This window comes from Halomonas sp. CKK8 (genome assembly GCF_029625235.1).
GTDB lineage: Bacteria > Pseudomonadota > Gammaproteobacteria > Pseudomonadales > Halomonadaceae > Halomonas > Halomonas ventosae.
The window spans coordinates 2,106,332-2,130,557 of the sequence record NZ_CP121193.1 but is presented as its reverse complement, the minus strand read 5'-3'; the positions used below and the strand labels follow the sequence as shown (position 1 = coordinate 2,130,557).

The 24,226-nt window shown below is 61.9% G+C and carries 24 protein-coding genes and 4 tRNA genes; 16 read left to right on the top strand and 12 right to left on the bottom strand.

The genetic code is table 11. The features are described from left to right. Positions 1–357 precede the first annotated feature (357 nt). From P8934_RS10220 to P8934_RS10185, 8 genes are all read left to right on the top strand, one after another. Entirely contained in the window at positions 358–2,109 is a 1,752-nt protein-coding gene (locus P8934_RS10220) for a hypothetical protein (RefSeq protein WP_278030936.1), read from the top strand. A gap of 23 nt (positions 2,110–2,132) precedes the next feature. Then, a complete protein-coding gene (locus P8934_RS10215; protein WP_278030935.1) occupies positions 2,133–3,407 on the top strand; it encodes a glycosyltransferase family 4 protein in 1,275 nt (424 codons plus the stop codon). Continuing rightward, positions 3,404–4,630 carry a glycosyltransferase family 4 protein gene (locus P8934_RS10210; RefSeq protein ID WP_278030934.1) on the top strand — a complete coding sequence of 409 codons (1,227 nt, stop codon included), beginning with the start codon at positions 3,404–3,406 and terminating at the stop codon, positions 4,628–4,630. Before P8934_RS10215 ends, P8934_RS10210 begins: the two co-directional genes overlap by 4 nt. 58 nt (positions 4,631–4,688) lie before the next feature. Beyond that, on the top strand, positions 4,689–6,071 hold the full coding sequence (locus P8934_RS10205; RefSeq protein ID WP_278030933.1) for an undecaprenyl-phosphate glucose phosphotransferase: 1,383 nt from the start codon (positions 4,689–4,691) through the stop codon (positions 6,069–6,071). A 114-nt stretch (positions 6,072–6,185) separates the two neighbouring features. Then, the gene (locus tag P8934_RS10200) at positions 6,186–7,481 is read left to right on the top strand and encodes an O-antigen ligase family protein (RefSeq protein WP_278030932.1); all 1,296 of its coding nucleotides are present in this window, start codon (positions 6,186–6,188) and stop codon (positions 7,479–7,481) included. Then, positions 7,481–8,623 carry a glycosyltransferase gene (locus P8934_RS10195; protein WP_278030931.1) on the top strand — a complete coding sequence of 381 codons (1,143 nt, stop codon included), beginning with the start codon at positions 7,481–7,483 and terminating at the stop codon, positions 8,621–8,623. Before P8934_RS10200 ends, P8934_RS10195 begins: the two co-directional genes overlap by 1 nt. A 98-nt stretch (positions 8,624–8,721) precedes the next feature. Beyond that, the gene (locus P8934_RS10190; RefSeq protein WP_278030930.1) at positions 8,722–9,288 is read left to right on the top strand and encodes a hypothetical protein; all 567 of its coding nucleotides are present in this window, start codon (positions 8,722–8,724) and stop codon (positions 9,286–9,288) included. Then, entirely contained in the window at positions 9,285–10,376 is a 1,092-nt protein-coding gene (locus tag P8934_RS10185) for a glycosyltransferase (RefSeq protein ID WP_278030929.1), read from the top strand. Before P8934_RS10190 ends, P8934_RS10185 begins: the two co-directional genes overlap by 4 nt. Here P8934_RS10185 and P8934_RS10180 read toward each other — a convergent pair. Together P8934_RS10180 and P8934_RS10175 are read right to left on the bottom strand one after the other, a co-directional pair. Further along, positions 10,331–11,071 (bottom strand): lipopolysaccharide kinase InaA family protein, encoded by a 741-nt coding sequence (locus P8934_RS10180; RefSeq protein WP_278030928.1) that lies wholly within the window; start codon positions 11,069–11,071, stop codon positions 10,331–10,333. The two genes, P8934_RS10185 and P8934_RS10180, sit on opposite strands and share 46 nt — an antisense overlap. Before the next feature lie 26 nt (positions 11,072–11,097). Beyond that, the gene (locus P8934_RS10175) at positions 11,098–12,165 is read right to left on the bottom strand and encodes a glycosyltransferase (RefSeq protein WP_278030927.1); all 1,068 of its coding nucleotides are present in this window, start codon (positions 12,163–12,165) and stop codon (positions 11,098–11,100) included. A gap of 202 nt (positions 12,166–12,367) precedes the next feature. On the opposite strand from P8934_RS10175, the gene P8934_RS10170 reads away from it, so the two are divergent. Both P8934_RS10170 and P8934_RS10165 read left to right on the top strand, forming a co-directional pair. Beyond that, positions 12,368–12,829, top strand: a complete 462-nt coding sequence (locus P8934_RS10170; protein WP_278030926.1) for a TerB family tellurite resistance protein — start codon at positions 12,368–12,370, stop codon at positions 12,827–12,829. 81 nt (positions 12,830–12,910) lie between these two features. Further along, positions 12,911–14,152 (top strand): FAD-binding oxidoreductase, encoded by a 1,242-nt coding sequence (locus P8934_RS10165; protein WP_278030925.1) that lies wholly within the window; start codon positions 12,911–12,913, stop codon positions 14,150–14,152. Positions 14,153–14,562: 410 nt separating this feature from the next. On the opposite strand, the gene P8934_RS10160 is transcribed toward P8934_RS10165, so the two are convergent. From P8934_RS10160 to P8934_RS10145, 4 genes are all read right to left on the bottom strand, one after another. Continuing rightward, complete coding sequence (locus tag P8934_RS10160) at positions 14,563–14,850, bottom strand: HigA family addiction module antitoxin (RefSeq protein WP_278030924.1); 288 nt, start codon at positions 14,848–14,850, stop codon at positions 14,563–14,565. 10 nt (positions 14,851–14,860) lie between these two features. Further along, positions 14,861–15,115, bottom strand: a complete 255-nt coding sequence (locus tag P8934_RS10155; protein ID WP_278030923.1) for a type II toxin-antitoxin system RelE/ParE family toxin — start codon at positions 15,113–15,115, stop codon at positions 14,861–14,863. A gap of 77 nt (positions 15,116–15,192) precedes the next feature. Next, the gene (locus P8934_RS10150) at positions 15,193–15,618 is read right to left on the bottom strand and encodes a hypothetical protein (protein WP_278030922.1); all 426 of its coding nucleotides are present in this window, start codon (positions 15,616–15,618) and stop codon (positions 15,193–15,195) included. A gap of 60 nt (positions 15,619–15,678) precedes the next feature. Further along, on the bottom strand, positions 15,679–16,572 hold the full coding sequence (locus P8934_RS10145; RefSeq protein WP_278030921.1) for a DMT family transporter: 894 nt from the start codon (positions 16,570–16,572) through the stop codon (positions 15,679–15,681). Positions 16,573–16,714: 142 nt separating this feature from the next. On the opposite strand from P8934_RS10145, the gene pyrC reads away from it, so the two are divergent. After that, positions 16,715–17,752: a dihydroorotase gene (gene pyrC / locus P8934_RS10140; protein WP_278030920.1), complete on the top strand. Its 1,038-nt coding sequence runs from the start codon at positions 16,715–16,717 to the stop codon at positions 17,750–17,752. Positions 17,753–17,979: 227 nt separating this feature from the next. Here pyrC and P8934_RS10135 read toward each other — a convergent pair whose 3' ends face one another. From P8934_RS10135 to folD, 6 genes are all read right to left on the bottom strand, one after another. Further along, a complete protein-coding gene (locus P8934_RS10135; protein ID WP_278030919.1) occupies positions 17,980–18,906 on the bottom strand; it encodes an alpha/beta hydrolase in 927 nt (308 codons plus the stop codon). 3 nt (positions 18,907–18,909) lie between these two features. Then, on the bottom strand, positions 18,910–19,251 hold the full coding sequence (locus P8934_RS10130) for a HepT-like ribonuclease domain-containing protein (RefSeq protein ID WP_133633921.1): 342 nt from the start codon (positions 19,249–19,251) through the stop codon (positions 18,910–18,912). A gap of 10 nt (positions 19,252–19,261) precedes the next feature. Continuing rightward, positions 19,262–19,552 carry a nucleotidyltransferase domain-containing protein gene (locus P8934_RS10125; protein ID WP_278030918.1) on the bottom strand — a complete coding sequence of 97 codons (291 nt, stop codon included), beginning with the start codon at positions 19,550–19,552 and terminating at the stop codon, positions 19,262–19,264. A gap of 18 nt (positions 19,553–19,570) precedes the next feature. Beyond that, positions 19,571–20,314, bottom strand: a complete 744-nt coding sequence (gene mtnN / locus P8934_RS10120; protein WP_278030917.1) for a 5'-methylthioadenosine/S-adenosylhomocysteine nucleosidase — start codon at positions 20,312–20,314, stop codon at positions 19,571–19,573. Then, entirely contained in the window at positions 20,311–20,778 is a 468-nt protein-coding gene (locus P8934_RS10115; RefSeq protein ID WP_133633927.1) for an S-ribosylhomocysteine lyase, read from the bottom strand. The genes mtnN and P8934_RS10115 overlap by 4 nt, the downstream gene beginning before the upstream one ends. Before the next feature lie 265 nt (positions 20,779–21,043). Then, on the bottom strand, positions 21,044–21,907 hold the full coding sequence (folD, locus tag P8934_RS10110; protein WP_278030916.1) for a bifunctional methylenetetrahydrofolate dehydrogenase/methenyltetrahydrofolate cyclohydrolase FolD: 864 nt from the start codon (positions 21,905–21,907) through the stop codon (positions 21,044–21,046). Positions 21,908–22,084: 177 nt separating this feature from the next. Between folD and P8934_RS10105 the strand changes: the two genes are divergently transcribed. The 5 genes from P8934_RS10105 to tig all read left to right on the top strand — a co-directional run bounded on the left by P8934_RS10105 (position 22,085) and on the right by tig (position 24,187). After that, positions 22,085–22,161, top strand: a tRNA-Pro gene (locus P8934_RS10105). 67 nt (positions 22,162–22,228) lie between these two features. After that, a tRNA-Arg gene (locus P8934_RS10100) sits at positions 22,229–22,305 on the top strand. A 69-nt stretch (positions 22,306–22,374) separates the two neighbouring features. Beyond that, positions 22,375–22,449 (top strand) — tRNA-His (locus P8934_RS10095). A gap of 24 nt (positions 22,450–22,473) precedes the next feature. After that, positions 22,474–22,548: transfer RNA gene (locus tag P8934_RS10090), tRNA-His, on the top strand. Between the two features lie 253 nt (positions 22,549–22,801). Then, complete coding sequence (gene tig / locus P8934_RS10085; protein WP_278030915.1) at positions 22,802–24,187, top strand: trigger factor; 1,386 nt, start codon at positions 22,802–22,804, stop codon at positions 24,185–24,187. Positions 24,188–24,226: the final 39 nt, after the last annotated feature.

Sequence of the window (24,226 nt, the reverse complement as noted above, 5' to 3'; positions counted from 1 at the left end):
TTTTCATGGCATCAAGACGCCTGGTTATGAACGATATGTAGCAGGATTCTAGTCGGCTTTCGAAAGAACTCCACCTTATTATCTATACTGCTTACGGTCAGTTGATAATGTCTGGCGGTCGTGAATTGATGAGATATTTAAACGATCTCGAGCTGTTCCGTACTTGCCCAAAATCATACACTTCATGTGGCTCCGGCAACGCTTACCTGCTGGTTCGGTGATCAAAAGGACGTGTCAGCCACGCATCATTGGCTATTGTGTATGTCCTGGTTGGATTCATCGAGAACTGGGCTTATTTTATTTTTTTAAAGGGACGGGTATCTCAAGGTATCCTATAATATCTGGGAGCTTGCTGCATTGTTTAACAATGTTCTGACTATTTTGCGTTGGTTTTATTCTATTGGCAAGAAGTTTGTTAGGGTTGTGCCAACCGATACCCTCATAGTCGTCCTTGCGACCCTGGTTTCGCAGTTCTCCATACTGCTGGCTTTTTTGCTACCTTTGAAGATCATTATGTTGCTGGGTTCGGATGGGATTCCGCGTTATTTTCCATCCTTCTTTGCTGATTATGATCGTGATATACTAGTTGTAGTTCTTGGGTTAGCAGCTTTCGGTTTTTATCTTGTGTATTTTGTGGCGGAAAAAGTCATTTATTATGGTTCTCGTCACGGCGCAAATATGTTGTTGTTAAAAAGCCACAAGATGCCACTCTTCGAAAATCAGGAGGATGTGGCTGGCCGGGGATATCAACGCTATGCTCGGAGTCTGGCCAGTATCGTCTTTCTGCTACTGGTTTCCACGGTTCTTTTCTTGATATACCCCGATTTGTTGATGGTGTTACTCGGATATATCGTGCTGAGTTCTAGCGTCCTGGTTTTGCTCTATCAAAGAGGCGGTGAGGTAAAAGCATCTTTGGAAAAATCGCCAGGCTCGGTTGTGAGTACCACTACTAGTATAGGATTTCTGTTTTCATTTGCCTTCATGCTTGGTCAGTTTCTGTTGGCGACCCCGCCAGGATTACTTGTTGCTATCATATCTCTGATACTGATGCGACAAGGTTTTTCACGTCTTAATGGTTTGGTAAATGATTTGAATGCCCTTTATAGCCAACGTCTGAAACTGAATGCTTTATTTTTTCACGGGCACGTGTTGGTAAGTGAGACAAAAAGGCACGAGACCAACTTTTGGGCTCTGCACCAGTCGCCCCAACGTTCTCAGTGGATTTGTGAGATAGTAAAAAGTATCACAAACCATCCGATCAAGGATGTATCTGTCCATTGGTACCAGTTAGGAATTCCTGATGTATCAGCCTTAAGAGTCGAAGTGTTCGATGACCAAAAAAATACGCACGATGAATTTCTTGTCAAAGTGTTCAATTCTAATCGTTCCTCACTAGCTAAGCATGAGGCGACATTGCTTGCAGAAGTATCTCAGTTGCCTACATTTGAGTTGCTTAGCGTGGAAGAGGTGCAAGGACTTCATTGTCTTGTGATGCAATGGTGCTCGGCAAGAAAAGTACCTCCTAAACAAATTATTGATGCAAGGTTTCATGTTATGTCTTGTTTGTTGGCTATGGAGCCTGCAGAAAATCTTGTATCCAGGTTCAAGCGTTCAAGGCCACCCTTATGGCAACGTATCGACAGGAACTTGTTGGAGCGTCTGGAAACGGTAGCGGAAATGCTGACAGATGAAGATTTATACCAGGTGAAATCTTTTTCCCAGCATAGTAATGAAGTGATACAGCGCTTACAGCAATTGCCTCTAACTATCGTTAACCCAGATTTGGTGCCAGGGACGACTCTTCAAAGGGCGGATGGCGAATTCATTTCGATCCACTGGGGTCGCTGGAGTCTGGAACCAGCCGGAGCTGGCTGGCCAGTTCATAAGAGAGAGCTCCAAATGTTAGGTGTTGCATTGACTGAAGCACAAGAGAAAAGAAGAGAGTTGAAAGGTGTAATAGAGGAAGATGTTCACCTTGCCGCATTAGTATTTACCCTCGAAAAGCTGTGTGTGCGACAGCAGTTCGCTTCAGCTTTGAAGTTGGTGCCCCGGATTCTGGAGTGCTTGCGGGAAGGCGCTATCAAAACTTCGTCAGCAACTATGTTATAAAATATCAAGATGAGGGTGACAACTTGCCTACTATCTGCATGATCGTCTGGAACGAGTTTGTCAACGATGCACGGGTATTAAAAGAAGCACAAACTCTCCAGGCAACTGGGCATCAGGTCGTGGTTCATGCACTACACACGCCGGGAGTGACGCAAGCGAGAGAAACCCTCGACGGCGGGGTAAAGGTCGTGCGAGTGGCCAGAAGCCCCCTTTGGAAGTTACGTAAGCGTAAACACATAGATGCTAGCAAGAATACTGCTGCCAGTCGGGAAGATAAGACTCCGCAACCGCAAAAGCCGACAACACCGCCGCCGGAAACGTTGACAAGGCAATTGCTGAAGCTGGTTGCCAGGTTATGGACGCATGCGGGGCTCGCCATTCAGTTGCTGCGCTCTCGGCCTGCTGTGATCCATGCCCATGATGTGAACGTGTTGCCTACGGCATGGCTGGCGGCCAAGCTGGCTCGGGTGCCGCTGGTTTACGATGCTCACGAGATCAGTACCGACCGTGAGGGCTACAAGGCTTTTCGCGGCTTGGTGGGGTGGATCGAAAAGAAGCTTATGCCTAAGGCGGCCGGCACTATCACCACCACAGACGCCCGTGCCAAGTTTTTCGCGCGTGCTTATGGCATTCCGCGACCCCTCGTTCTGCAGAATCGCCCGCGCCTCGTAAAGGTGGAGGGCTCGAATCGCATTCGCGAGGAGCTTGGTTTGAGCGAACCCTGGCCCATCGTGCTGTATCAAGGCGGGCTACAGCCAGGCAGGGGGCTTCCGAGGCTGGTGGAGGTCGCCAAACAGGTGCCGGAAGCGTATTTCGTCTTCATTGGGGGAGGGCGTCAGACGGCTGAATTGCATCAGCTGGCCGCGGATCTAGGACTTACCGATCGTGTCCATTTCATTTCTACCGTGCCACTCGCTGAGCTTCCGTCCTACACGGCTTCGGCGGATATTGGCGTGCAGCCCATCGAGAATACCTGCCTGAACCACTTCACCACCGATTCCAACAAGCTGTTCGAGTACGTGATCGCCGGTCTGCCGGTGGTGGCCAGTCAGTTGCCCGAGATCAGCAAGGTGGTGCGACATCACGACCTTGGCTTGCTGGTGCCTCCTGGCGATACCGAGGCCCTGGCGGATGCCATCCGTACACTGGTGCAGGGCCCTGGGATGCGCAAGCGTTACCGGGCCAATGCAGAGAAGGCGGCGCAATCGCTCAACTGGGAAACACAGGAGGCGTCCTTGCTGGAGCTTTACCACCGCGTGCTGGGTAATGAGGCCACTCAGGAGCCTGCTGCTAGATGAGCGGACCTCGGCTATTGCTTCTTACCTTCTATTACCCGCCGGACCTGGGGGCTGGCTCCTTCCGCAGCCATGCGCTGGTCCAGGCGCTGCTGGAGCGGCTTCCAGCCAACGCGCATCTGGAGGTGCTGACCACGGCGCCCAACCGCTATGCCGGCTATTCGACACAAGCCCCAGAGGTTGAAAAAGATGACACGGGGCGCTTGACGGTGCGCCGCCTGGCGCTGCCCAGTCATCAAAGCGGGATGCTGGATCAGTCGCGTGCCTTTGCGTCCTATGCCCGGCAGGTCAGGCGATCGATCCATGGCAAGGGCTATGACCTGGTCATGGCCACGTCGTCACGCCTGATGACGGCCGTGCTAGGTGCCTATATCGCCAGGAAATGCTCGGCCAGGCTCTACCTGGATATTCGCGATATCTTCGTCGAGAACCTGCCGTTCCTGTTGCCGGTTGGGACTCGCTGGTTGGGGATCCCCTTCTTTTCCGCCCTCGAGCGCTGGGCGGTCAAGCGTGCCATCCGGGTCAATCTCGTCTCCAGGGGGTTCGAGCCATACTATCGGCCGCGTTTTCCTCGCCAGGTGTTCTCCTGGCACAGTAACGGGGTGGATCGACTCTTCATCGATGCCTTCGCAGAACAGGGCGGAGCGCAAGATCGAGCTGACGGATCCGCTGACTCCCCGCACCCTGGCCCGCGCCGCTTGAGAATCCTCTATGCGGGCAATATCGGGCAATGCCAGGGGCTGGAACGCATTCTTCCAGAGTTGGCCAAGCGGCTCGAAAAAGAGGCCAGCTTCGTCTTGATCGGGGATGGGGGGCGCAGGCAGGCGCTGGAGACCAGGCTTCGCGAACTGGGCACCACGAGTGTGGAGATCAGGGCGCCCGTCGAGCGTGATCGGCTGATCGACGAGTACCACAAGGCCGATGTGCTGTTCCTTCACCTGAATGACATGGACTGTTTTTCCCGCGTCATCCCGTCCAAGCTGTTCGAGTATGCCGCGACGGGCAAGCCGATACTGGCCGGGGTCAGGGCCTTCCCTGCGGACTTCTGTGCGCAACATATCGACAATGCCAGTGTCTTTGAGCCATGCGACCCAGAGGCCGCCGTATCGGCCTTTCGAAAGCTGGTGATATCAGACAAGCCACGCGACGCTTTTGTCGAGCAGTTTCGGCGTGATCGCATCATGGCAGAGATGGCAGATGACATAGCCGAACTTGCCGATAGGTAATGTGTATATTTCTTCCTGTTCATGCCCAGAAAGCTCGTGCTGAGAAAAGTCAGGTAATATGAGCAAGTCCTCCATCGCTTTTTCCGAACGCTACCCTGCCAAGCTCGTTGTTCCCGTTGTTGATGCACTGGCCCTGGTCTTCGCCGGGGTAGTCGCGTATTGGATGCGCTTCGGCACCGTCGAGCTTCATGAGCGTTACAATCTCGCGATTGCCATCATGGTGCTTCTGGTCATCTTGCTGAACATCATGCAGGGGGCCTACACACGCTGGCGGATTACCAGGATATCAACCCTGCTGGGCAAGCTGTTGCTGGTCTGGATGGTGGTGGCCATTCTCGCCGCGTCCATCATCTATTTCGCCCACGCTGCGGATCGTTATTCTCGTCTCTGGGTCGGCTTCACGCTGCTGATTTCATTTGCCATTTCCGGTGGCGCGAGAATCCTCGCCCAGTTCCTGCTGCGCCAAGCCAGGCGGCGTGGCTTGGCGCGCCGCCCCGTCTTCATGATAGGTCCCGGAGACCAGCTGATTCGGGTGGCGAGGGGCATGCGGGCCTCTCCAGCAGAGGGCTACTCCATTGCCGGGGTGGCGCGACTTTCCCACAACCCCGATACATCAACACTGCAGGGATTGAGTCAGCGTATCTCTCGAAGTGGGGCAAGGGAAGTGTGGATATGTGTTCCCCTCGAGATGGGGAATGTTGTTCGCTCCATCCTTTTTGCGTTACGTGACCTGACCGCCGAGATTCGTTTCATTCCGGATTTTCAGGACATGCGTCTGCTCAACCATCAAATGAGTGAAGTGGCAGGTCGCCTTTCCATCGACCTCAGCGTGACACCCATCGATGGCATGGCCCGAATCATCAAGCGCCTTGAGGACCTGGTCCTCGGTTTTATCTTCTTTGCCATCTCTCTTCCAGTCTGCATTATCATTGCCGTCCTGCTGAAGATGCAGTCTCCAGGCCCTGTGCTTTTCAAGCAGTATCGTATGGGCGTGAATGGAAAGCATTTCAAGGTATACAAGTTTCGTTCCATGGAAATTCATGACGAGAAGAGTGGGCAGGTCACTCAGGCGACCCGCGGGGACCCGCGGATTACGCCGTTCGGTTCCTTCCTCAGGAGTACCTCGCTGGATGAGTTGCCCCAGTTCTACAACGTGCTTCAAGGGCGTATGTCCATCGTGGGGCCACGCCCCCATGCCCTGGTGCACAACGATTACTACAAGGAACTGGTGGAATCCTACATGAAGCGCCACAAGGTCAAGCCGGGAATCACGGGGTGGGCCCAGGTCAATGGCTTTCGTGGCGCCACGGAGACCGTCGAGAAGATGGAGAAGCGTGTCGAGCACGACCTCTGGTATATCGATAACTGGTCCATCTGGCTGGACCTTCGGATCATCGCGTTAACCATCATCAAGGGATTCAGAGGGCCGAATGCATATTGACGGGCGGGTAGCGAGCCGTGCCGGCGAGTGGGCTGGCTCGGTATGAGGTTCGGTGAACACTGGGAGAGTAAACCGGCTTGGAAGGGCCCAGCGATCCTTTGGTGGCCTGGCGTTATGGCGCTTGTGCTGTACGCCGGCTTCGGCATCCTCTGGCCGTCGGTGGGAAGCCCGGCAGAAACCCTTTGCGCACTGCTCGGCCTGGGGATGGTGCTGGGGTATGGCACCGGCCTCCGGAGCAGCGGGCCGATGTGGCTGCTCCTCGCCGCGCTGCTCGTCCAGACGCTCTCCTGGGGACTGGGGATGTGGCATCACCCCGAGTGGGTGGGGGGCAACCCCAAGCTGGATCGCCTCGCCAAGGTGTTCATCTTCATGGCGGTGGCCTGGTGGCTGGGTGGCAGTACCCGCAACACCCTGCTGGTATGGTCGCTGGCCCTGGTCGGGTACCTTGTCGCCTCCTTCACTCATGGCAACGGGCTTCAGGAGTGGTGGGCCGGGCTACAGGGGGAGCGCGTCGGTTTCGGCATCCGTAACCTGCAGCATGGTTCCATGTTGTTCGGTGTGGCACTGCTGGGCCTGGTGGTTTTTACCCCTCGCTTTGGGCGTATCGGCGGTCGGTGGGTGCCATGGCGGTTAGCGGTGCCTGTGCTGCTGATCTGTTTGTGCCTGGTGGGCATTGCCATCGGCCAGACACGGGCCGTCTGGCTGGCCCTGGTGCTGGCGATGCTGGCGGCGGGGGGGCTGTGGCTGGTTTGGGTCCTAACGTGCTCGCGCGTCAAGAGAGCGTATCTGGTCAGGCCGTTGATGCTTGCTGCCGTCGGCCTGCTGGTGACCATGATTGCGCTGGCTGTTGTCTTCCAGGGGACGTTCTCCGAGCGTCTGTCTCACGAAAGCTCGGTAGTGAGGGAGATTCTCCAGGGTGACTTCGGCGCTGTGCCTTACACCAGCATCGGTATTCGCATCCATAGCTGGCGCGCGGCCCTGGAGTGGATCGCCGAGCGCCCTCTGGTCGGGTGGGGCAGTGAGGGGCGTTCCCTGGTGATGGATCATACTGCATGGCTTCCCGAAGAGGTGAAGGAGCGGTTTGGCCACCTGCATAACTACCTGCTCGAGGTGTGGGTGGCCTATGGCCTGCTTGGCGTGCTGGTGATCGCTGCCCTGGCGGCGTGGATCGGCCGAGGAACCTGGCTGGCCTGGCGGAGCGGCGTGATGCCCAACGACGTGGCGCTGTTCGGCGCCACCTTCTTCGTCTACTGGATGGTGGTCAACCAGTTCGAGTCCTATAACTCCTTCGGGACGGGCGTCTATGTCCATAACCTGGTGGTCGGGGGCCTTGTCACCCATATCTGGCGCTGGCAGCGGGAGACCGGCCAACGTGTCTTTCCCTCCCTGAAGCCGAAGGTGACCCCCTGATGCGTACGCTGGTGGTGGTCCGCTCGCTGAAGATGGGGGGCATGGAACGGGTGGCGGTGAATCTGGCTGATGCCTTCGCCGAGGCCGGTCATGAAAGCCATCTGCTCAGTTTGCGGCAGGTTGAGAAACCACTGGCGCCGGAGCATCCGAAGGTGCAGCAGCATCATCTGGCGCTGCGCTGGTGGACACGGCTGACGGGCGTGGGCCTGGTGCTGGAACTGCTGGTGCGCCTGTTCCTGAATCCGGTGGTGAAGCGTTCCCTGTTCCTCGGTACCGGCATCATGGGGGGCGTGGTATTCCGCTTATGGCTCAGGGCCTTCGAGCGGCGTCATGGTCGGGCGGACCGTATCGTCTTCCGCGGGATTGGCACCTTCGAACTGGTGTGGAGCTTCCGGGATGATCGGGCGCGTTATGTGCTGGAGAACATCCTGCACGTGCATGGCACCAATTGGCGACGCCGGCTTTTCGCGCGCTGTCTGTATCAGGGGCGGCACCTGGTGACAGTGACTCAGGGGGTGGCCGAGAGCGTGCGGAAGGCGATGAGTGCATGGCACTTCCAGCCAGCCTCGCTCGAGGTGATCGTGAATCCCTGCCCGCTCGAGAGTATTCGTCGGCAGATGGTTGAGCCTGAACCCGATCTTCCCGAAGAGCCTTATATCGTCAACGTGGCGCGCATGGTGCCGGCCAAGGACCAGGCCTTGCTGCTGCGTGCCTATGCCCGCTCCGGCATTACCCTGCCACTGGTACTGGTGGGCGACGGCCGAGAGCGTGGCCGGCTGGAAGCCCTGGCGGGAGAGCTGGATATTGCCGAACGGGTGCTCTTTGCCGGCCAGCGTGCCAATCCCTACCCGTGGTTGCACCATGCCCGATTGTTCGTGCTTAGCTCGCGTTTCGAGGGCATGGGTATCGTGCTGTTCGAGGCGCTGGCCTGCGGTACACCGGTGCTGAGCGTGGACTGCCCTGGTGGCATCCGCGAAATCCTCAAGGGTGAGTTGGCAAACTGCGTGGTACCCCACGACGAAGAGAGCCTGGCCGAGGGGATCCGCACGGCTGTGCAGGGCGAAAAGCCGCCCATCGTGGAGAGCTGGCTGGATGATTTCCGGCCCGAGACGGTGGCGAACCGATTCGTGGGGCAGGGCTGACACGGTCAGTCGTGATGCTGGATTGCAGTTACCCGCTGCTCGAGCGCCATGGTTGATGAGCTGATATCATCTAGCCCCTCATGGATCAGTGATGTGTGATGTTTTATAAACGATTCCTGGATATCTGCACGTCTGAGGTACTGGGCGGAAAGCCCCGCTGGGTGCAGCTACGCCTGCTCAAGGTGTTGTTTTCCCTGAGCCCTTCTCGAAAGTCCGTGCTCTATATACGCCTGGCCCAGCTTTTCTCCGCCCATGGCTGGCACCGCTTTGCCAGACGTATACAGTACCGGCTGGCGACTCGTTTTGGCCTCTACGTGGAACCGAAGACGGAAATCGGCGAGGGATTGCGCTTGCCTCACCCGACCGCCATCGTCATCGGGAAAGGGCTGAAGGTCGGCGAACGCTGCCTCATCTATCAACAGGTAACGCTGGGTGCTGCATCACGTGACCATGACGGGCTGATGCCCAGGGTCGGGGATGATGTCACCCTCTATCCCGGTGCCAAGTTCGTGGGTAAAGGGCGCGTCGGGAGCCGTGTCGTGGTCGGTGCCAATGCCGTCGTGGCCGACGTGTTCGGAGATGATGTCGTGCTGGCTGGTATTCCAGCGCGAGTGGTCAGGCCGGTACAGCCCGGGGACAGGGTAGGGGCTCTGAGGGGAACATGAGGCGTATCCTGTTCGTGACCGATCATCTGGGGGGCGGGGGCGCGCCGCTTTCGATCCTCGCCCTGGCGGGTGCGCTGGCGGCGCGTGGTTGCGCCGTGACCATCGTGTCCCTGCAGGACAAGGTATGGCACTCACCACCCGCGGGTGTCGATATCCAGGTGGTGAGCTTCACCTACCGGGGGCCGTGGCAGAAGCTGAGGCGCTACCACCTGCATGCCCGCCGCCTCGATGCCTGGGTCGGTGGCCAGCCAGGGAGTTTCGAACTCGTCGTGGCGAACCTGCACTACAGTCACCAGGTGGTCAACCGTTCCTCCCTCGCGGATCAAGCCTGGCTCTGCATTCGTACGGATCCCGGGGCTGCGCTGCTCAAGCCTTCTCGATACAGGCACCGGCTTTCACGGTTTCGTCGCCTCTATCACGGCCGGAAGGTTCTCGCCATTTCTCGTGGCATCCTCGATTCGCTGGCGCATCATGACGTCGTGCCGGCAGAGTCGCGGTTGATCTACAACATCATTGATGCCAAGGCCATCCGGGCAGCCATGACGGAAACCGTGCCCTTCGAGGACTTCATCGTTTATGTGGGGCGGCTCGATCGACGGCAGAAGCGCTATGACCGTCTGCTCAAGGCCTATGAGGCCAGCGGTGTCACCCAGCCCCTGGTGGTGGTGGGCGATGGGGAAGTCACGGCCGCCAAGGCGCTGGCCGAATCAATGGGCATCGCGGATCGCGTGAGCTTCGTCGGCAAGAAGGCGAATCCCTACCCCTATATGTATCACGCCCGACTTCTGGTCCTGGCTTCTGACTATGAAGGCTTCGGTCGGGTCATCGCCGAGTCACTGGTCTGTGGCACGCCCGTGGTCAGTACTGACTGTCCCTCTGGCCCCAGGGAGATACTTAGGGACGAGCTCGCCGACTGCCTGGCGCCGCTCGATGATGGTGAGGCGCTGGGCCGGCGAATAGCGGAGCTGATGGCGCACCCTCCTGCTATCATGCCCTCGCATTATGCGGCCTTTTCTCCTGAACGCGTCTCTGACCAGTACCTTCAGTTGCTGCCTTTCCGCGGCGAGCTCCCGCCCTCCGAGGAGTGATACAAGCTGTCCAGACACTGCTGCGCATAGTGTCTGTAACCTTCCCCCCGCAGCTTGTTCACCGTCAATGATTTCCTGAGCGCCGGCCATTGGTCGGCGCTTTTCGTTGGTAACCGGCGCAGGTGGGCGTCGATCCAGACGATGTTCTCGTTCCGGTCGATCAGCAGGTTGTTGTAGTGCAGGTCGCGATGCTCATAGCCGGCAAGGGCCAGTTGGGCAACCTCCCGGCAGAAGCGATTCAGGAACGCCAGTCGGCCGTCCTCGTCCAGGGCGTCGAAGACCTCGCCGCCGGGCCTGGCGTCCTGCAGGTGTTCCATCAGCAGCAGCGAGGCGTTGCGGTTGCCGGGGTTGAGCGAGATGCCCCAGCCGTGGCAGCGGGGGGTCTTCAGGCCAACCTTGCGCAGAATCCGCAGGTTCAGGAACTCCTTGCGGGCGTCGGACTGTGCCAGCCAGCGTTTCTCCAGGTAGTCCCGCAGCAGCCACTTGAAGGGCGCCTGGCGCTTGCTGAACTTGTCCGGCACCACCTTGGCGAGGATCTGCCGGTCGGCCGAGAGGAAGAAGTGGCTGCTCCCCACGGCCTCGAAGGCCGCGGTGGTGGTAGTACTGGCCAGGGCCAGCCGGTCTGGCAGGCCATCAGGGTGGAAGACCAGGTAGCGCCGGCGGCGGTCATCGAAGGGGATATCCAGCAGTTTCACGTCATGTCCTGGTTGCGCGGTCCTGGTTACAGGGCCTCGAACTGAGGGAGCACGCTGTCCTTGAGGAACTGCCGGTAGTGGCGTTCCTGGATCTCGAGGGGGGCCTGGTCCATGCGCGCGATCGCATCGGCCAGGCCCTTCTCGTCGTCAGGCGCGACCAGGAAGTCGGCGAGTTCCTGGGTGAGGATCTCCCTTGGGCCGCTGGGGCAATCCACGCTGATCACCGGGGTATGAAGCAGCAGGGACTCGATCAGCACCCTCGGCAGGCCCTCGGCATCGGAGGTCAGGAGCATCGCCTTGGCCGCGGCGATCCAGGGATAGGGGTTGCGATGGTATCCGGCCATGATGACCCGGTCCTCGAGCTCGAGATCGCGTATCTGCTCGCGAATGGCGGTCTCGTGCTCCGGCTTGCCCTTGCCCATGATCATCAGCGGGGTGGTCACGCCGCTCTCGGCATAGGCACGCAGCAGGCGGTCGTGGCGCTTGCGGGGCTCCAGCGAGGCCACGCAGAGGAAGAACTCGCCATCGGGAAGCTCGGCAGGTTCCGCCGCCATCTCGACGAAGGGCGCGCGCTCATAAGGGTTGTAGATGGCAAGTATCCGCTCGGCCTGGAGCCCCACCACGTTCTCGAGGTTCTCCTTCACCCCGTGGGAGACGGCGATGACCTGCCGGCCGCTGTAGAAGCGGCGGATCTTGTCGAACGCGCGCTTGCGCTTCTTCGGATCGCTGAACTTGGCCGAGACGTCGGATTTCACCCAGAAGTAGAGGTTGGGATGGCGAATATGCCGGGTGATCTTGTCGCAGGAGCAGGAGACAACAACGTCCGGCCGCCAGGCCGCCAGGGCCCGAGCAATCTTGCGTGCCTGCCACTTCTCGGTGAGCACCGTGGTGGTGGCCTTGGTTAAGGGGGTTACCACGCCGAGGTTCTCGATCGTGAGTCCTTCCGGGATGTGGTGCTCGATCAACTCACGCAGGGTTAAGACGATGACCGCGTGGCCGCGCTGGCGTAGCTGGTCGGCGGTATAGATCAGCGACTTCTGTGCACCGCCTCCGTAGAGGTCCTCGATGACGAAGGCGAAGCGTTTGGGGGCCACGGGCGGCTCCATGCAGCATGAATGCATGGGATTTTATCACAGCCGGCGAGCGGCGCGTCAGGGCTCCCTGGGGCCAAGGGGCAGGGCGGCTGATCGGCAGCCGCGGTCAACGGGTCGGGACCTTTCGCGCCATCCGTTGTCTCGGAGTGATAGCATTTCATCATGCATGAGAGATCGGTTGACCGGTTGAGAGGGGAACTCGATGATCGATTCGATACAGCGCTTCTTCAGCGAGATGATGGCCGATGGTGGTGGCGCCCAGCAGGCGGCCCCCACGCTGGAGCTGGCCATGGCGGCCCTGCTGTTCGAGGTCGCGCGCGCCGACTACCACCTCGACGAGAGCGAGGTCGCCCTACTGCGCCAGCTGCTGCAGCGTCGCTTCGAGCTGGCAGAGGCAGACCTCGACGAGCTGATGCGCCTGGCCCGCGAGGAGGCGGAGTCGGCGGTGGACCACTACCAGTTCGTCAGCCTGATCAAGGAGCATTTCGACTACGGACAGCGCTGCGAGCTGGTGCGCATGATGTGGTCGCTCTCGCTGGCCGATGGCGAGCAGCACCACCTGGAGGAGCACCGTATCCGGCGCCTGGCCGAGCTGCTGCATGTCAGCCACTCGGACTTCATCCGGGCCAAGCTGCGGGTGCTGGAGGGTGATTCCAGCGACTGAGGGCCAGCCTTGGCTTTCCCTCTGCGCCGCTGAGGTGCATGCTCGGTTACAGCCCCTCGAACAGCAGACAAGGAGTCAGAGATGGCGCGTGAGATCGTGGTGATGGGTGCCGGGATGGTCGGTGTGTCGGTCGCCTGGTATCTGGCGAAGCGTGGGCACTCGGTGACCCTGGTTGACCGTCGCGAGCCGGGTCGCGAGACCTCCTTCGGCAATGCCGGCATCATCCAGCGCGAGGCGGTGCAGCCCTATCCCTTCCCGCGAGACCTCGCCACCATGCTCCGGGTATTGCCCAACCGCCAGGTGGATATCCGCTACCGGCCCGGCGGCATGATGCAGGCCGCGGGGCCGCTGCTGCAGTACTGGCAGAACTCCTCTCCCAAGCGCTATGCGCGCATTGTGCCCGAATACGCCTCGCTGATCTGCCTCTCGCTGGAGGCCCATGCCCCGATGGTCGAGGCGGCCGGGGCCGACGCCCTGGTGCGTCGGGAGGGTTGGCTGGAGGTCTATCGCACCCGGGAGGCCATGTCGGCGCGTTTGCGGGATGCCGAGGCCAATGCCGAGCGCTTCGGTGTCCGCTACCGGGCGCTGGATGCCGGTGAGCTCTCGACCCTGGAGCCCGACCTGAGCAATGAGCTGGTCGGGGCGATCCACTGGGAACAGCCCTGGACGGTGGCCGATCCCGGTGCCCTGGTGCAGGCCTATGCCCGCAGTTTCGAGGCGGAAGGCGGGCGTGTGTGGCAGGCGGATGTGACCGACGTCGCTCGTCATGGCAGCGGTTGGCGGGTCGCCACCTCCGAGGGAGCGCTGGATGCCGAGCAGGTGGTGATGGCCATGGGCCCCTGGTCGCGGGAGTGGCTCTCGAGCCTGGGCCTGGAGATCCCGCTGTTCGTCAAGCGCGGCTATCACATGCACTATGGCGCGACCGGTTCGGCTCGGCTCGGCCACTGGGTAATGGACGCCGAGGTCGGCTACCTGCTGGCCCCGATGCAGGCGGGGATACGCCTCACCACCGGCGCGGAACTGGAGCGCCTCGAGGCGCCGCCGCACCTGGCGCAACTGGCCGCTGCCGAGCGCGTGGCGAGAAAGCTCTTCCCCCTGGGCGAGCGGCTGGATGACGAGCCCTGGAAGGGTGCGAGGCCCTGTACGCCGGACATGAAGCCGGTGATCGGCCCGGCGCCGGGCCAGGAGGGGCTATGGCTGGCCCTTGGCCATGGCCACCAGGGCTTTACCCTGGGCCCCGCGACCGGTCGCCTGCTGGCGCAGATGATGGAGGGAGAGACCCCCGAGATCGATATGGCACCGTTCCGGGCTGATCGGTTTTGAGAGGGTCAGACTCCTCAGCAGACTTTGGGGTCTGACCCTGAGGCAACCCCAGGAATATTGCCTCTAAATCAAAAGGCTGCAGATTCCTGGTGGATGCCCGAAAGCTCGGAGTAGCCCTTGGAGAGTAGCCCTTGGGGTCTGACCCCCAGGTTGTTGATTGCTCAGTAATATCAGGGGGTTGGCGCAACGCGCAGCAGCGGGGTCAGACCCCAAGCAGCAGCGGGGTCAGACCCCAAGGGCGCGGCACCGTGCTCGCATGAGGCACCAACACCTTCGAATATGTCGCCATCTTCTCGCCATTGGGGGCTCCCGGGTCAGCCCCAAAGTTTACCAAACAGGATCTGTGCTGGGCGGGCAGGGCAGGAACGAATAACCCGCCTCGGTGGGTCGGTTGAGGCGTAGGGCCAGGATCAGGCGGCGCGGGGCTTGATGTGCCGGTAGTGTCCGTGGCGCTTGGCCTGCTCCAGGTCGTAGGCGTTCTGAAGGCGCAGCCAGTAGCCCTCACTGGTGCCGAAGTAGCGCGCGAGACGTAGGTCGGTGTCGGCGGTGATGGCACGAGTGCCCCGGGTGATCTCGCCGATGCGCGTGGCGGGCACGCTGATCGCGGTGGCCAGAGCGTTCTTGGTCAGCCCCAGCGGCACGATGAAGTCCTCGAGGAGGATTTCCCCAGGGTGGATGTTGGGTAGCTGTTCGGTCATGGTCGCCTCCTCAGTGGTAGTCGACGATTTCAACATCATGGGCATTGCCACCTTCGAAGCGGAAGCAGATTCGCCATTGCTGGTTGATACGGATGCTGTACTGGCCGCTGCGGGCACCTTGCAGGGCTTCCAGACGGTTGCCGGGTGGAATGCGCAAATCGTCCAGGGTGGCGGCAGCGCTCAACTGGCGGAGCTTCTTTAGGGCGTTGCGTTGCATGTCCTGGGGGAGCTTCTTAGCGACCTTGCCATCGGCCGCCGCAGGCAATGGGATGACTTCAATATAACGCCTTGCGTTATATGACGCAAGGCGTTTGGTCTGGGCGAGTACCGTTCACGCGCGGCTTATCGCTTCGCCTTGCGCTTCTGCTGGAGCAGGTGCATCAACAGCTTGATCACCAGGGTGAAGACGAACACCAGCCAGCCGGCGGTGGCCAGCACGTTGAACAGCAGCATCTTCTGCTCGCCGTTCATCGGGGTGATGAGGTGGTCGATGACGATCGCCAGCAGGAAGGCCAGGGTCAGCGGCAGGGCGAGGATGTGCATCCACATCTCGGTGCGCCGCTTGCGGACGTGGTAGCGGCCCAGCAGCACGCGGATGGGGCGGTGCACGAAGCTGATCAGGATCAGGCTGCCGACCATGAACAGGGCGGCGAGGCTGGGTTCGATGCTGCCCAGGTGCGCGGAGATACTCACCGACCAGTAGAGCACCAGCCACATCAGGCCGGCCAGGATGGCAACGGTATCGGCGTAATGTCTTACCTTGGGCATCGATTCCTCTTGGGGCCGTGCGTCGGTGGCGGCGCGAACGCTGGCGCCATGATACGGCATTCAGCATCGCTTGAAGAGTCGGCGCACCCAGTACCAGCGGTTGATCAGCAGGGCCGCGAAGATCAGCGAGCAGCCCATCAGCTGCAGCAGCGTCATGGTCTCGCCGAACCACCAGGCGGCCATCAGCGCGGTCCAGACGGCCTCGAGCATCAGGATGACCGCGGCATGGCTGGGGGTGGTCAGGCCCTGGGCATGGACCTGCAGGAAGAAGCGCAGGGTGCTGGCGAAGAGGATGCTGGCGGCGACCCAGCCGAGGGTGGCGGCCGAGAGGCGTGACGGCCAGGCCTCGAAAGGCAGCGAAGCAAGCGTCAGCACCAGGCCCACGATCACCAGCTGGATGGCGGTCAGCGGCAGGGCGGGTACCCGACGTACCACCCGCGAGTTGGCATTGATCAGCACCGAGAAGACCAGCGCCGAGTCGGCGATCAGCCACTGACCGGGCTCGATCCGGAAACCGGCGTTCAGCGACAGCAGCATGAAGCCGACCAGCGCCACCGGCAGGGCGATCCAGGTGGTGCGCGGTGGCCGGTCGCCAAACAGCAGGCGCGCCACCACCGGGACCAGAAGGATGCCGAGGCTGTTGATGAAGGCGCTCTCGCCGAGGTGGCGGGAGTGATGGAGGCCGAGCACCCACAGCGAGATGGCGGCGCTGAAGATCAGGCCCACGCCTGCGGCTCGTCGCCAGTCGGCAAGGGAGAGCCGGCGCAGGGCGGGGAGGGCGAAGAGCGCCAGGATGCCCCCGGCGATCAGGAACCGCGTGCCGATGAACAGCAATGGCGGCATGCCGGCGAGGGCCTCCTTGGAGAAGATCCAGCCGGCGGCGGCCAGCAGGGTGACCAGTAACAACAGGAAGTCGGCGCGCAGGGGCGAGCGTGTCGGGTCAATGGGCGGCATCGGTCACCGAGGCATGGGGAGAGCGGTCGCATATGTTAGCAGACAAACGGCCTGGCGTGGGCTCGGGGTGGCGGCGGGGTTGCGATATACTGGCGCCACCTTCGCTCATGACGACATCGTCGCTAACGATACAGGACCCGCCGTGAACTCGATTACCCTGACTCGCCCGGACGACTGGCACCTGCACCTGCGCGATGGCGAGGCCATGGCAGCCGTGGTGGCCGCCAGTGCCCGCCAGATGGGCCGCGCCATCATCATGCCCAACCTCAAGCCGCCGGTGACCACCACCGAGCAGGCGCTGGCCTATCGCGAGCGCATCCTTGCGGCGTTGCCCGCCGGGGCCGGTTTCGAGCCGCTGATGACCCTTTACCTGACCGACAACACCCCGGCCGAGGAGATCGAGCGGGCGCACGCCAGCGGCCTGGTACACGCAGTGAAGCTCTATCCCGCCGGGGCGACCACCAACTCGGCCTCCGGCGTCACCGACCTGGCCCATTGCGACGCGGCCGTGGCCGCCATGGCGCGGCTGGGGATCCCGCTGCTGGTGCATGGCGAGGTCACCGACGCCGATATCGACATCTTCGATCGCGAGGCGGTGTTCATCGAACGGGTCATGAAGCCGCTGCTCGAGCGCCACCCGGACCTGAAGGTAGTCTTCGAGCATATCACCACGGCGGAGGCCGCCGACTTCGTGGCCGGGGCGCCGGCCAATGTCGCCGCCACCATCACCGTCCACCACTTGCTGTTCAACCGCAACCACATGCTGGTGGGCGGCATCCGCCCCCACTACTATTGCCTGCCGATCCTCAAGCGCGAGCGCCATCGCCAGGCGCTGCTGGCCGCCGCGACCTCGGGTAGCCCGAAGTTCTTCCTGGGCACCGACAGCGCGCCCCATGCGCGTGGCGACAAGGAGAGTGCCTGCGGCTGCGCGGGGGCCTACACCGCGCCGGCGGCCCTGGAGCTCTATGCCACCGCCTTCGAGCAGGCCGGGGCCCTGGAGCGCCTGGAGGGGTTCGCCAGCCACTTCGGCCCCGACTTCTACGGCCTGGCGCGCAATGCCGAGACCGTCACCCTGGTGCGCGAGCCCTGGCAGCTGCCCGAGGCGCTGCCCTACGCCGAGGGCCAGACCATCGTGCCTCTCGCCGCGGGTGAGACGCTCGACTGGAAACTCTTCGATTGAGGGCGCAGACAGGCGCTTTGAGGCATGATTCCTGTGGGAGCGACGGTTCGGCGTTCCGACTTTAGATCGCGAAAGAAGGCCGGAGGCCTTCACGGCAATAAACCCTGAGCCCAGGGCGCCTGTCGGCGCCATTCGCGCAATGAATTGCGCTCCCACAAGGGGTTCAGGAAGGCGATGGCCCCATCGTCCTGTGGGAGCTCAGCTTGCTGAGCGATGATGTCCAGACATCAGCGGTTTCCCAATTGCTTGTCGAGAAAGGCGATGCCGGCCTCGATGGCGCTGTCGCGGGTCAGGAAGCTGGTGAAGTGCCCACGGTAGTGTTGCAGGTAGAGCTCGCTCTCCACGCCCTGGGCGAGGAGTTCGGCGTGGAAGTCGGTGGCATGGTCCACCGGAACCAGGCTGTCCCAGCGGCCGTGGAAGAGAAAGTGGGGCGGCGTGTCGGCATCGACGTGGTAGATCGGCGAGGCCAGCCGATAGGCATCGGGCTTCTCGGCCCGGGTGCCGCCGATGAACTCCACCACCAGCCGGCCGTCATCGAACTTGAAGAGGTCGCTCGGCAGGCCGCCGCCCAGCACGGCAGCCAGCCGGGCGTGGTCGCCGCCATGGGGTGCGGCCAGGGCATCGATGTTGGCGGAGACCCCGAGCAGGCTGACCAGGTGAGCGCCGCTGGAGTAGCCGACACCGACGATGCGATCGGTGTCGATTCGCCACGCATCGGCCTGGTCGTGGATCCAGGCCATGGCCTGCTGCAGGTCGTGGAGCTGGGCGGGGAAGCGGTAGGTCGGGGCGAAGCGGTAGGCGACGTTGACCGTCACGTAGCCGCGTTCGGCGAGCCGCTCGGCGATCTCGTCCATGTCGTCGGGACTTCGCCGCTGCCAGCCGCCGCCATGCACCAGCAGGGCCGCCGGGCGTAGCCGGTCGTCGGGGGTATCCGGGAGCAGGACGCGCGCCTCCAGCGCCTCGGGCCAGTCGGGTGGGGTATAGGTGAGCGGCGCCAGGCGTTCGACGTTATAGTCAGCTGGGGCCACCTCGTTTTGTGAGGTGACTTCGCCGTTGCGGTCGAGATGGGTCGCGCAGCCGGTCAGTAGCAGAGTCAGGGCGAGAAGCAAGTATCGCGACCAGTGAGCCTGTGCCGCGAGATTGTAGTCATTCATCTATCAGCCCCCGCTGTCTCCGGCTAGCATCTCCCGGATGGCTTGCCCCAGCGGTTCCAGATGCTGGTCGATAACACCGGTTACTGTGAAGGGGTCAATATTGCCAAGGTATTCATGTACCAGAATATTACGGAAGCCACTGATCTGCTGCCAAGGGATATCTGGATAGCGGGATTTCTTCGAGTCGGGGAGGCGCTGGGTTGCCTCAGACAGGGTCTGGAGGTTCCGTAGGGCAGCATCATAGAGGATGTCGTCTTCGGTGATGTCGCCACGCTGTCTTATGCGTGAAATCTTCTCGATGACGTCAAGAATATGCTGGGCGTATAGCTGCCACTCCTTGCTCATGACTCTTTGTTCATAATTCTCGGGCTTCCGCAAGAACAGCGTCCCTGATGTGACGGTTGAGTTCGTGGAGGGGAATCAAGTCGACATCATGACCGGTAATTTCAGCCAGCCTCTCTGCAAGCGCCATGCGCTGAGTGAAGAGGTCATAGCCCTTGTCGAAATCCACCAGAAAGTCGATATCACTGCCCTGATCCTCCTGCCCCCGAGCAACGGAACCGAATACCCGGATGCCATGGGCCCCATGAGCTCTAGCGGCATTCAAGATGGCGTGACGCTTCTCATGTAGCTCATCGAGTAGCATGGGGACTCCTGACTGCGATCAAGTCGCTTGTTCGACCTCAGGATAGGGCGCAGATTCCATGCATGCCAGGCGGTCGACCATGGCCGTGACCATGCGCGTGGAGTGGTCGGCCGCCTTCTCCAGGAACTCGCCGAAGGAGAGGTGGTTGTCACCGCCGCCGGCGATGTCGGAGAGCGCGCGGATGACCACGAAGGGGCAGCCGTAGTGGTGGCAGGTCTGGGCGATCGCCGCGGCCTCCATCTCGGCGGCCAGCATGGTGGGGAAGCGCGAGCGGGTCGTCGCCACCAGCTCTGGGCAGGCCATGAAGACGTCGCCGGTGGCGATCAGGCCCTCGACGACGTTGACCTCGCCCAGCGCCTCGACGCACTCCCTGGCCATGGTGACCAGCCGCGCGTCCGGGAAGTAGGCGGCGGGCATGTTGGGCACCTGGCCGTGCTCGTAGCCGAACACCACGGCGTCGACGTCGTGGTGGCGTACCTCGCTGGAGACGACGATATCCCCGATCTCGAGTCCCTCACCGAAGCCGCCGGCGGAGCCGGTATTGATGATCGCCTCGGGATGGTAGACGTCCAGCAGCAGGGTAGTGCCGATGGCGGCATTCACCTTGCCGATGCCGGACTGCAGGATCACCACCTCGACGCCATGCAGCTTGCCCAGGTGGAAGGTGCAGCCCACGTGCTGGCGGGTGCGGCGATCCTGCAGCTGCGCGGCGAGTGCTGCGACCTCCTGGGCCATGGCGCCGATGATGCCGATGCGCTTCATGCGAACACCTGGCTCCATTCGTCACGCTTGGCCAGGAAGCCGCGGGCGATCTGCTTGGCGCCCTCCAGGCTGTGGCTCGCCGCCCAGCCGCACTGCATCTCGTTGCAGGCGGGCACTTCGTCGGCTTCCAGCACGTCCTTGAGGGTGCCTTCGACCAGGTCGAGCACGCCGTCGTAGTCGTCGTAGTTGATCATCGCGATGTAGAAACCGGTCTGGCAGCCCATGGGGCTGATGTCGACGACCTTGTCGGAGTGGTTACGCGACATCTCGGCCATCAGGTGTTCCAGGGAGTGCAGTCCGGGCATCTCCATGTGGTCCTGGTTGGGCTGGCAGATCCGCATGTCGTACTTGTGGATGGTATCGCCGTGCTCGCCGGTCTTGATGTCGGCAAGGCGGATGTAGGGGGCCTTCACCTTGGTGTGGTCGAGGTTGAAGCTTTCGACGTTCATCTTCTTGTCGGTCATCGGGAGACCTCGCGAGTCGGAAAAAATGGGCAGCCAATCTTAGCGGAATTCGACGAAAGGTGCACGATGCGCCTGGTGGGAGTTGGTTTTCGTGGAGCACGTCGAGGCGTCCAACCGGCCGCTCCCACCATCCATGGTTGGTGGCTGGAAGAGCCTGTGGGAGCGGTGCTTGCACCGCGAATGACTTGGCTCGGCACCCATCGCCGTGCAAGCACGGCTCCTACAATAACCCCCTTGCCCCTTGCCCCTTGCCCCTTGCCCCTTGCTACTTCTTCTCGGCGTCATGCATATCGGCGGCCTGCAGGGTGTTCTCGAGCAGGGTGGCCACGGTCATGGGGCCGACGCCGCCGGGGACCGGGGTGATCCAGCTGGCACGCTCGGCGGCCGGGGCGAAGTCGATGTCGCCGATCAGGCGGCCGTCCTCCTGGCGGTTGATGCCGACGTCGATGACGATGGCGCCGGGCTTGATCCACTCGCCCTTGACCAGGCCGGGCTTGCCCACCGCGACCACCAGCAGGTCGGCGCGCCGGACGTGCTCCTCGAGGTTGTGCGTGAAGCGGTGGCAGACGGTGGTGGTGCAGCCGGCGAGCATCAGCTCCAGTGACATGGGGCGGCCGACGATGTTGGAGGCCCCGACCACGGTGGCGTCCAGGCCGCGGACTTCGAGGCCGCTCGCCTCCAGCAGGGTCATCACGCCCTTGGGAGTGCAGGGACGCAGCAATGGCAGGCGCTGGGCCAGGCGGCCGAGGTTGTAGGGGTGGAAGCCGTCGACATCCTTGTGGGGCAGGATGCGCTCGAGGATCGGGCGGGCGTCCAGGTGCTCGGGAAGCGGCAACTGCACGAGGATGCCGTCGATGCGCGGGTCCGCGTTGAGCTGGTCGACCAGGGCCTCGAGTTCCTCCTGGCAGGTGTCCGCCGGCAGCTGGTACTTGAAGGAGCGGATGCCGGCCTCCTCGCAGGCGCGGTGCTTGTTGCGCACGTAGACGGCAGAGGCGGCGTCCTCGCCCACCAGAACCACGGCCAGTCCGGGAATGCGCCCTCCGGCCTCGCGGCGTGCCTGCACCTGGCGAGCGACCTGCTGGCGGACGCGGGCGGCAATGGACTTGCCATCGATCAGTTGGGCGGTCATCGAGCTTCCCTCTGCTGGTGGGTGGTCGGGGCGAGGGATTTTCGCATGCCCGGGCCCCTAGGCAAAGCTGGCGGGCGGCAGTGGCGCGCTTCTCGCTTGACCCGAGGGGAAAGTTCCGTAGAATACGCAGCGCTTGACGAGGCCCCTGCGGCGGCGTCAGGGCCGTGCAAGAGCCGGCGGGGTGTAGCGCAGTCTGGTAGCGCGCCTGCTTTGGGAGCAGGATGTCGGGGGTTCGAATCCCTCCACCCCGACCACAACCTGTTGATTGGGAAGTTTTATTTCTCATTTCGGGTTGCGGTCAGGCGCTCTGAGACGTAGAATGCGCCCATAGCTCAACCGGATAGAGCAACGGCCTTCTAAGCCGTAGGTTGCAGGTTCGAGTCCTGCTGGGCGCGCCATGTTCCATGGAGTGGCCGGTAGCGGTTCGGCCGACGCGTTGAGCCTTCAGCAAGACCCGTGTCGTAGTGGTGGATGTAGCTCAGTGGTAGAGCCCCGGATTGTGGCTCCGGTGGTCGTGGGTTCGATCCCCATCATCCACCCCATCTCGACATGACCCCCAGGCAGTGGTGGATGTAGCTCAGTGGTAGAGCCCCGGATTGTGGCTCCGGTGGTCGTGGGTTCGATCCCCATCATCCACCCCATTGCCTCCCTCAGCAGTTCCTGTTTCTTCCGGTTCATCTCCTGATCCTTTTTCGGTGCCATGGCGCCCGTCATCCCGTGATCTCTCGCGGCAGTAGCCAGCACGGAAAAATCCCGGTCATGCCCCTTGTAATGTGCCGTCAGGCCCCCATCTGTTCAGGCACGGCGCTTGCCAGTACCGGGCGGGATTCTTAGAATCTCCCCTTTGACCCTTTCACGCTTTCACAGAACGCCCCAGTCGGTAGAGGACATTTCATGCAAGTTTCCGTCGATACGACCTCCCAGATTGAACGCCGCATCAAGGTCCAGGTGCCGGCCGCCGAGGTCGACGAGGCCGTTGCCGCCCGTCTCAAGGATGCCGCCAAGACCGTGCGCATGGACGGCTTCCGCAAGGGCAAGGTCCCGATGTCGGTGATCCGCCAGCGCTACGGGCGCGGCGTGCGCGACGAGGTGGTGGGCGAAGTGATGCGCGAGCGCTACGTGCGTGCCATCTCCGAGCACGAACTCAATCCGGCCGGCTACCCGCAGATCGAGGCCACCGTCAACGAGGCTGGCAAGGACCTGGAGTTCACCGCGACCCTCGAGATCTATCCTGAGGTCGAGCTTTCCTCCATCGAGGGCACCGAGGTCGAGCGTCCGGTGGTCGAGGTGACCGAGGCCGACGTCGACGAGATGATCGATACCCTGCGCAAGCAGAATGCCGGCTGGGAAGAGGTCGAGCGTGCCGCCGAGGAGGGTGACCAGGTCAAGATCGACTTCCAGGGCTTCCTGGGTGACGAGCCCTTCGAGGGCGGCAGCGCCGAGGGCCACGAGCTGGTGATCGGTTCCGGCAGCTTCATACCCGGCTTCGAGGAGCAGCTGATCGGCGCCAAGGCGGGCGAGGAGAAGGAACTCAAGGTCACCTTCCCCGAGGACTACCAGGCCGAGCAGCTGGCCGGCCAGGAAGCGACCTTCCAGGTCAAGGTCCACGCCGTGAAGGGCCAGGCCCTGCCCGAGGTGGATGCCGAGTTCGTCGAGAAGTTCGGCGTCGAGGACGGCGATCTGGACAAGTTCCGCGCCGAGGTCAAGAAGAACATGACCCGCGAGGCGACCCAGGCCGTCGACAACCGCGTCAAGCAGCAGGTGCTCGAGGCCCTGAAGAAGGCCAATGACATCCCGGTGCCCCAGGCGCTGGTGCAGCAGGAGACCGAAGGCCTCAAGCGCCAGGCGGCCCAGCAGTTCGGCCTCGGCGAGGACTTCGACGTCAGCCAGCTGCCCGACGAGCTGTTCGCCGAGCAGGCCAAGAGCCGCGTCCAGGTCGGTCTGCTGCTCGCCGAGGTGATCAAGAGCCACGAGCTGGCCGCCAGCGATGACGAGATCAAGGCCAAGGTCGAGGAGCTGGCCCAGCAGTATCAGGACCCCGAGCAGGTGGTCGAATATTACATGAACAACGATCAGCTCAAGACCCAGGTCCAGTCGGCTATCCTCGAAGAGAAGGCCGTCGATGTCCTGCTCGAGCAGGCCAGCGTCAAGGACGTGGAGATGAGCTACCAGGAGGCCCTCGCCGCGGCCCAGCAGCAGGGCGAGGCCGACGAGGAAGGCGAAGAGGCCGAGGCCGAGTCTCAGGGTGAAGAGCCCCAGGGCGAAGAGAAGCAGGCCTGATCGCGCTGCGGCGCACCCTGCCTGGCCCCGCGGCCCGGC

What these genes read in the sequence shown, in the direction of transcription:
- P8934_RS10130 (WP_133633921.1), bottom strand. Translation starts at nt 19,251, where the DNA reads ATGAGCAAGGAGTGGCAGCTATACGCCCAGCATATTCTTGACGTCATC.
- P8934_RS10150 (WP_278030922.1), bottom strand. Translation starts at nt 15,618, where the DNA reads ATGCCCAAGGTAAGACATTACGCCGATACCGTTGCCATCCTGGCCGGC.
- tig (WP_278030915.1), top strand. Translation starts at nt 22,802, where the DNA reads ATGCAAGTTTCCGTCGATACGACCTCCCAGATTGAACGCCGCATCAAG.
- P8934_RS10145 (WP_278030921.1), bottom strand. Translation starts at nt 16,572, where the DNA reads ATGCCGCCCATTGACCCGACACGCTCGCCCCTGCGCGCCGACTTCCTG.
- P8934_RS10185 (WP_278030929.1), top strand. Translation starts at nt 9,285, where the DNA reads ATGAGGCGTATCCTGTTCGTGACCGATCATCTGGGGGGCGGGGGCGCG.
- P8934_RS10160 (WP_278030924.1), bottom strand. Translation starts at nt 14,850, where the DNA reads ATGACCGAACAGCTACCCAACATCCACCCTGGGGAAATCCTCCTCGAG.
- P8934_RS10170 (WP_278030926.1), top strand. Translation starts at nt 12,368, where the DNA reads ATGATCGATTCGATACAGCGCTTCTTCAGCGAGATGATGGCCGATGGT.
- P8934_RS10195 (WP_278030931.1), top strand. Translation starts at nt 7,481, where the DNA reads ATGCGTACGCTGGTGGTGGTCCGCTCGCTGAAGATGGGGGGCATGGAA.
- P8934_RS10115 (WP_133633927.1), bottom strand. Translation starts at nt 20,778, where the DNA reads ATGACCGACAAGAAGATGAACGTCGAAAGCTTCAACCTCGACCACACC.
- P8934_RS10165 (WP_278030925.1), top strand. Translation starts at nt 12,911, where the DNA reads ATGGCGCGTGAGATCGTGGTGATGGGTGCCGGGATGGTCGGTGTGTCG.
- P8934_RS10125 (WP_278030918.1), bottom strand. Translation starts at nt 19,552, where the DNA reads ATGCTACTCGATGAGCTACATGAGAAGCGTCACGCCATCTTGAATGCC.
- P8934_RS10190 (WP_278030930.1), top strand. Translation starts at nt 8,722, where the DNA reads ATGTTTTATAAACGATTCCTGGATATCTGCACGTCTGAGGTACTGGGC.
- P8934_RS10200 (WP_278030932.1), top strand. Translation starts at nt 6,186, where the DNA reads ATGGCGCTTGTGCTGTACGCCGGCTTCGGCATCCTCTGGCCGTCGGTG.
- P8934_RS10205 (WP_278030933.1), top strand. Translation starts at nt 4,689, where the DNA reads ATGAGCAAGTCCTCCATCGCTTTTTCCGAACGCTACCCTGCCAAGCTC.
- mtnN (WP_278030917.1), bottom strand. Translation starts at nt 20,314, where the DNA reads ATGAAGCGCATCGGCATCATCGGCGCCATGGCCCAGGAGGTCGCAGCA.
- P8934_RS10135 (WP_278030919.1), bottom strand. Translation starts at nt 18,906, where the DNA reads ATGAATGACTACAATCTCGCGGCACAGGCTCACTGGTCGCGATACTTG.
- folD (WP_278030916.1), bottom strand. Translation starts at nt 21,907, where the DNA reads ATGACCGCCCAACTGATCGATGGCAAGTCCATTGCCGCCCGCGTCCGC.
- P8934_RS10210 (WP_278030934.1), top strand. Translation starts at nt 3,404, where the DNA reads ATGAGCGGACCTCGGCTATTGCTTCTTACCTTCTATTACCCGCCGGAC.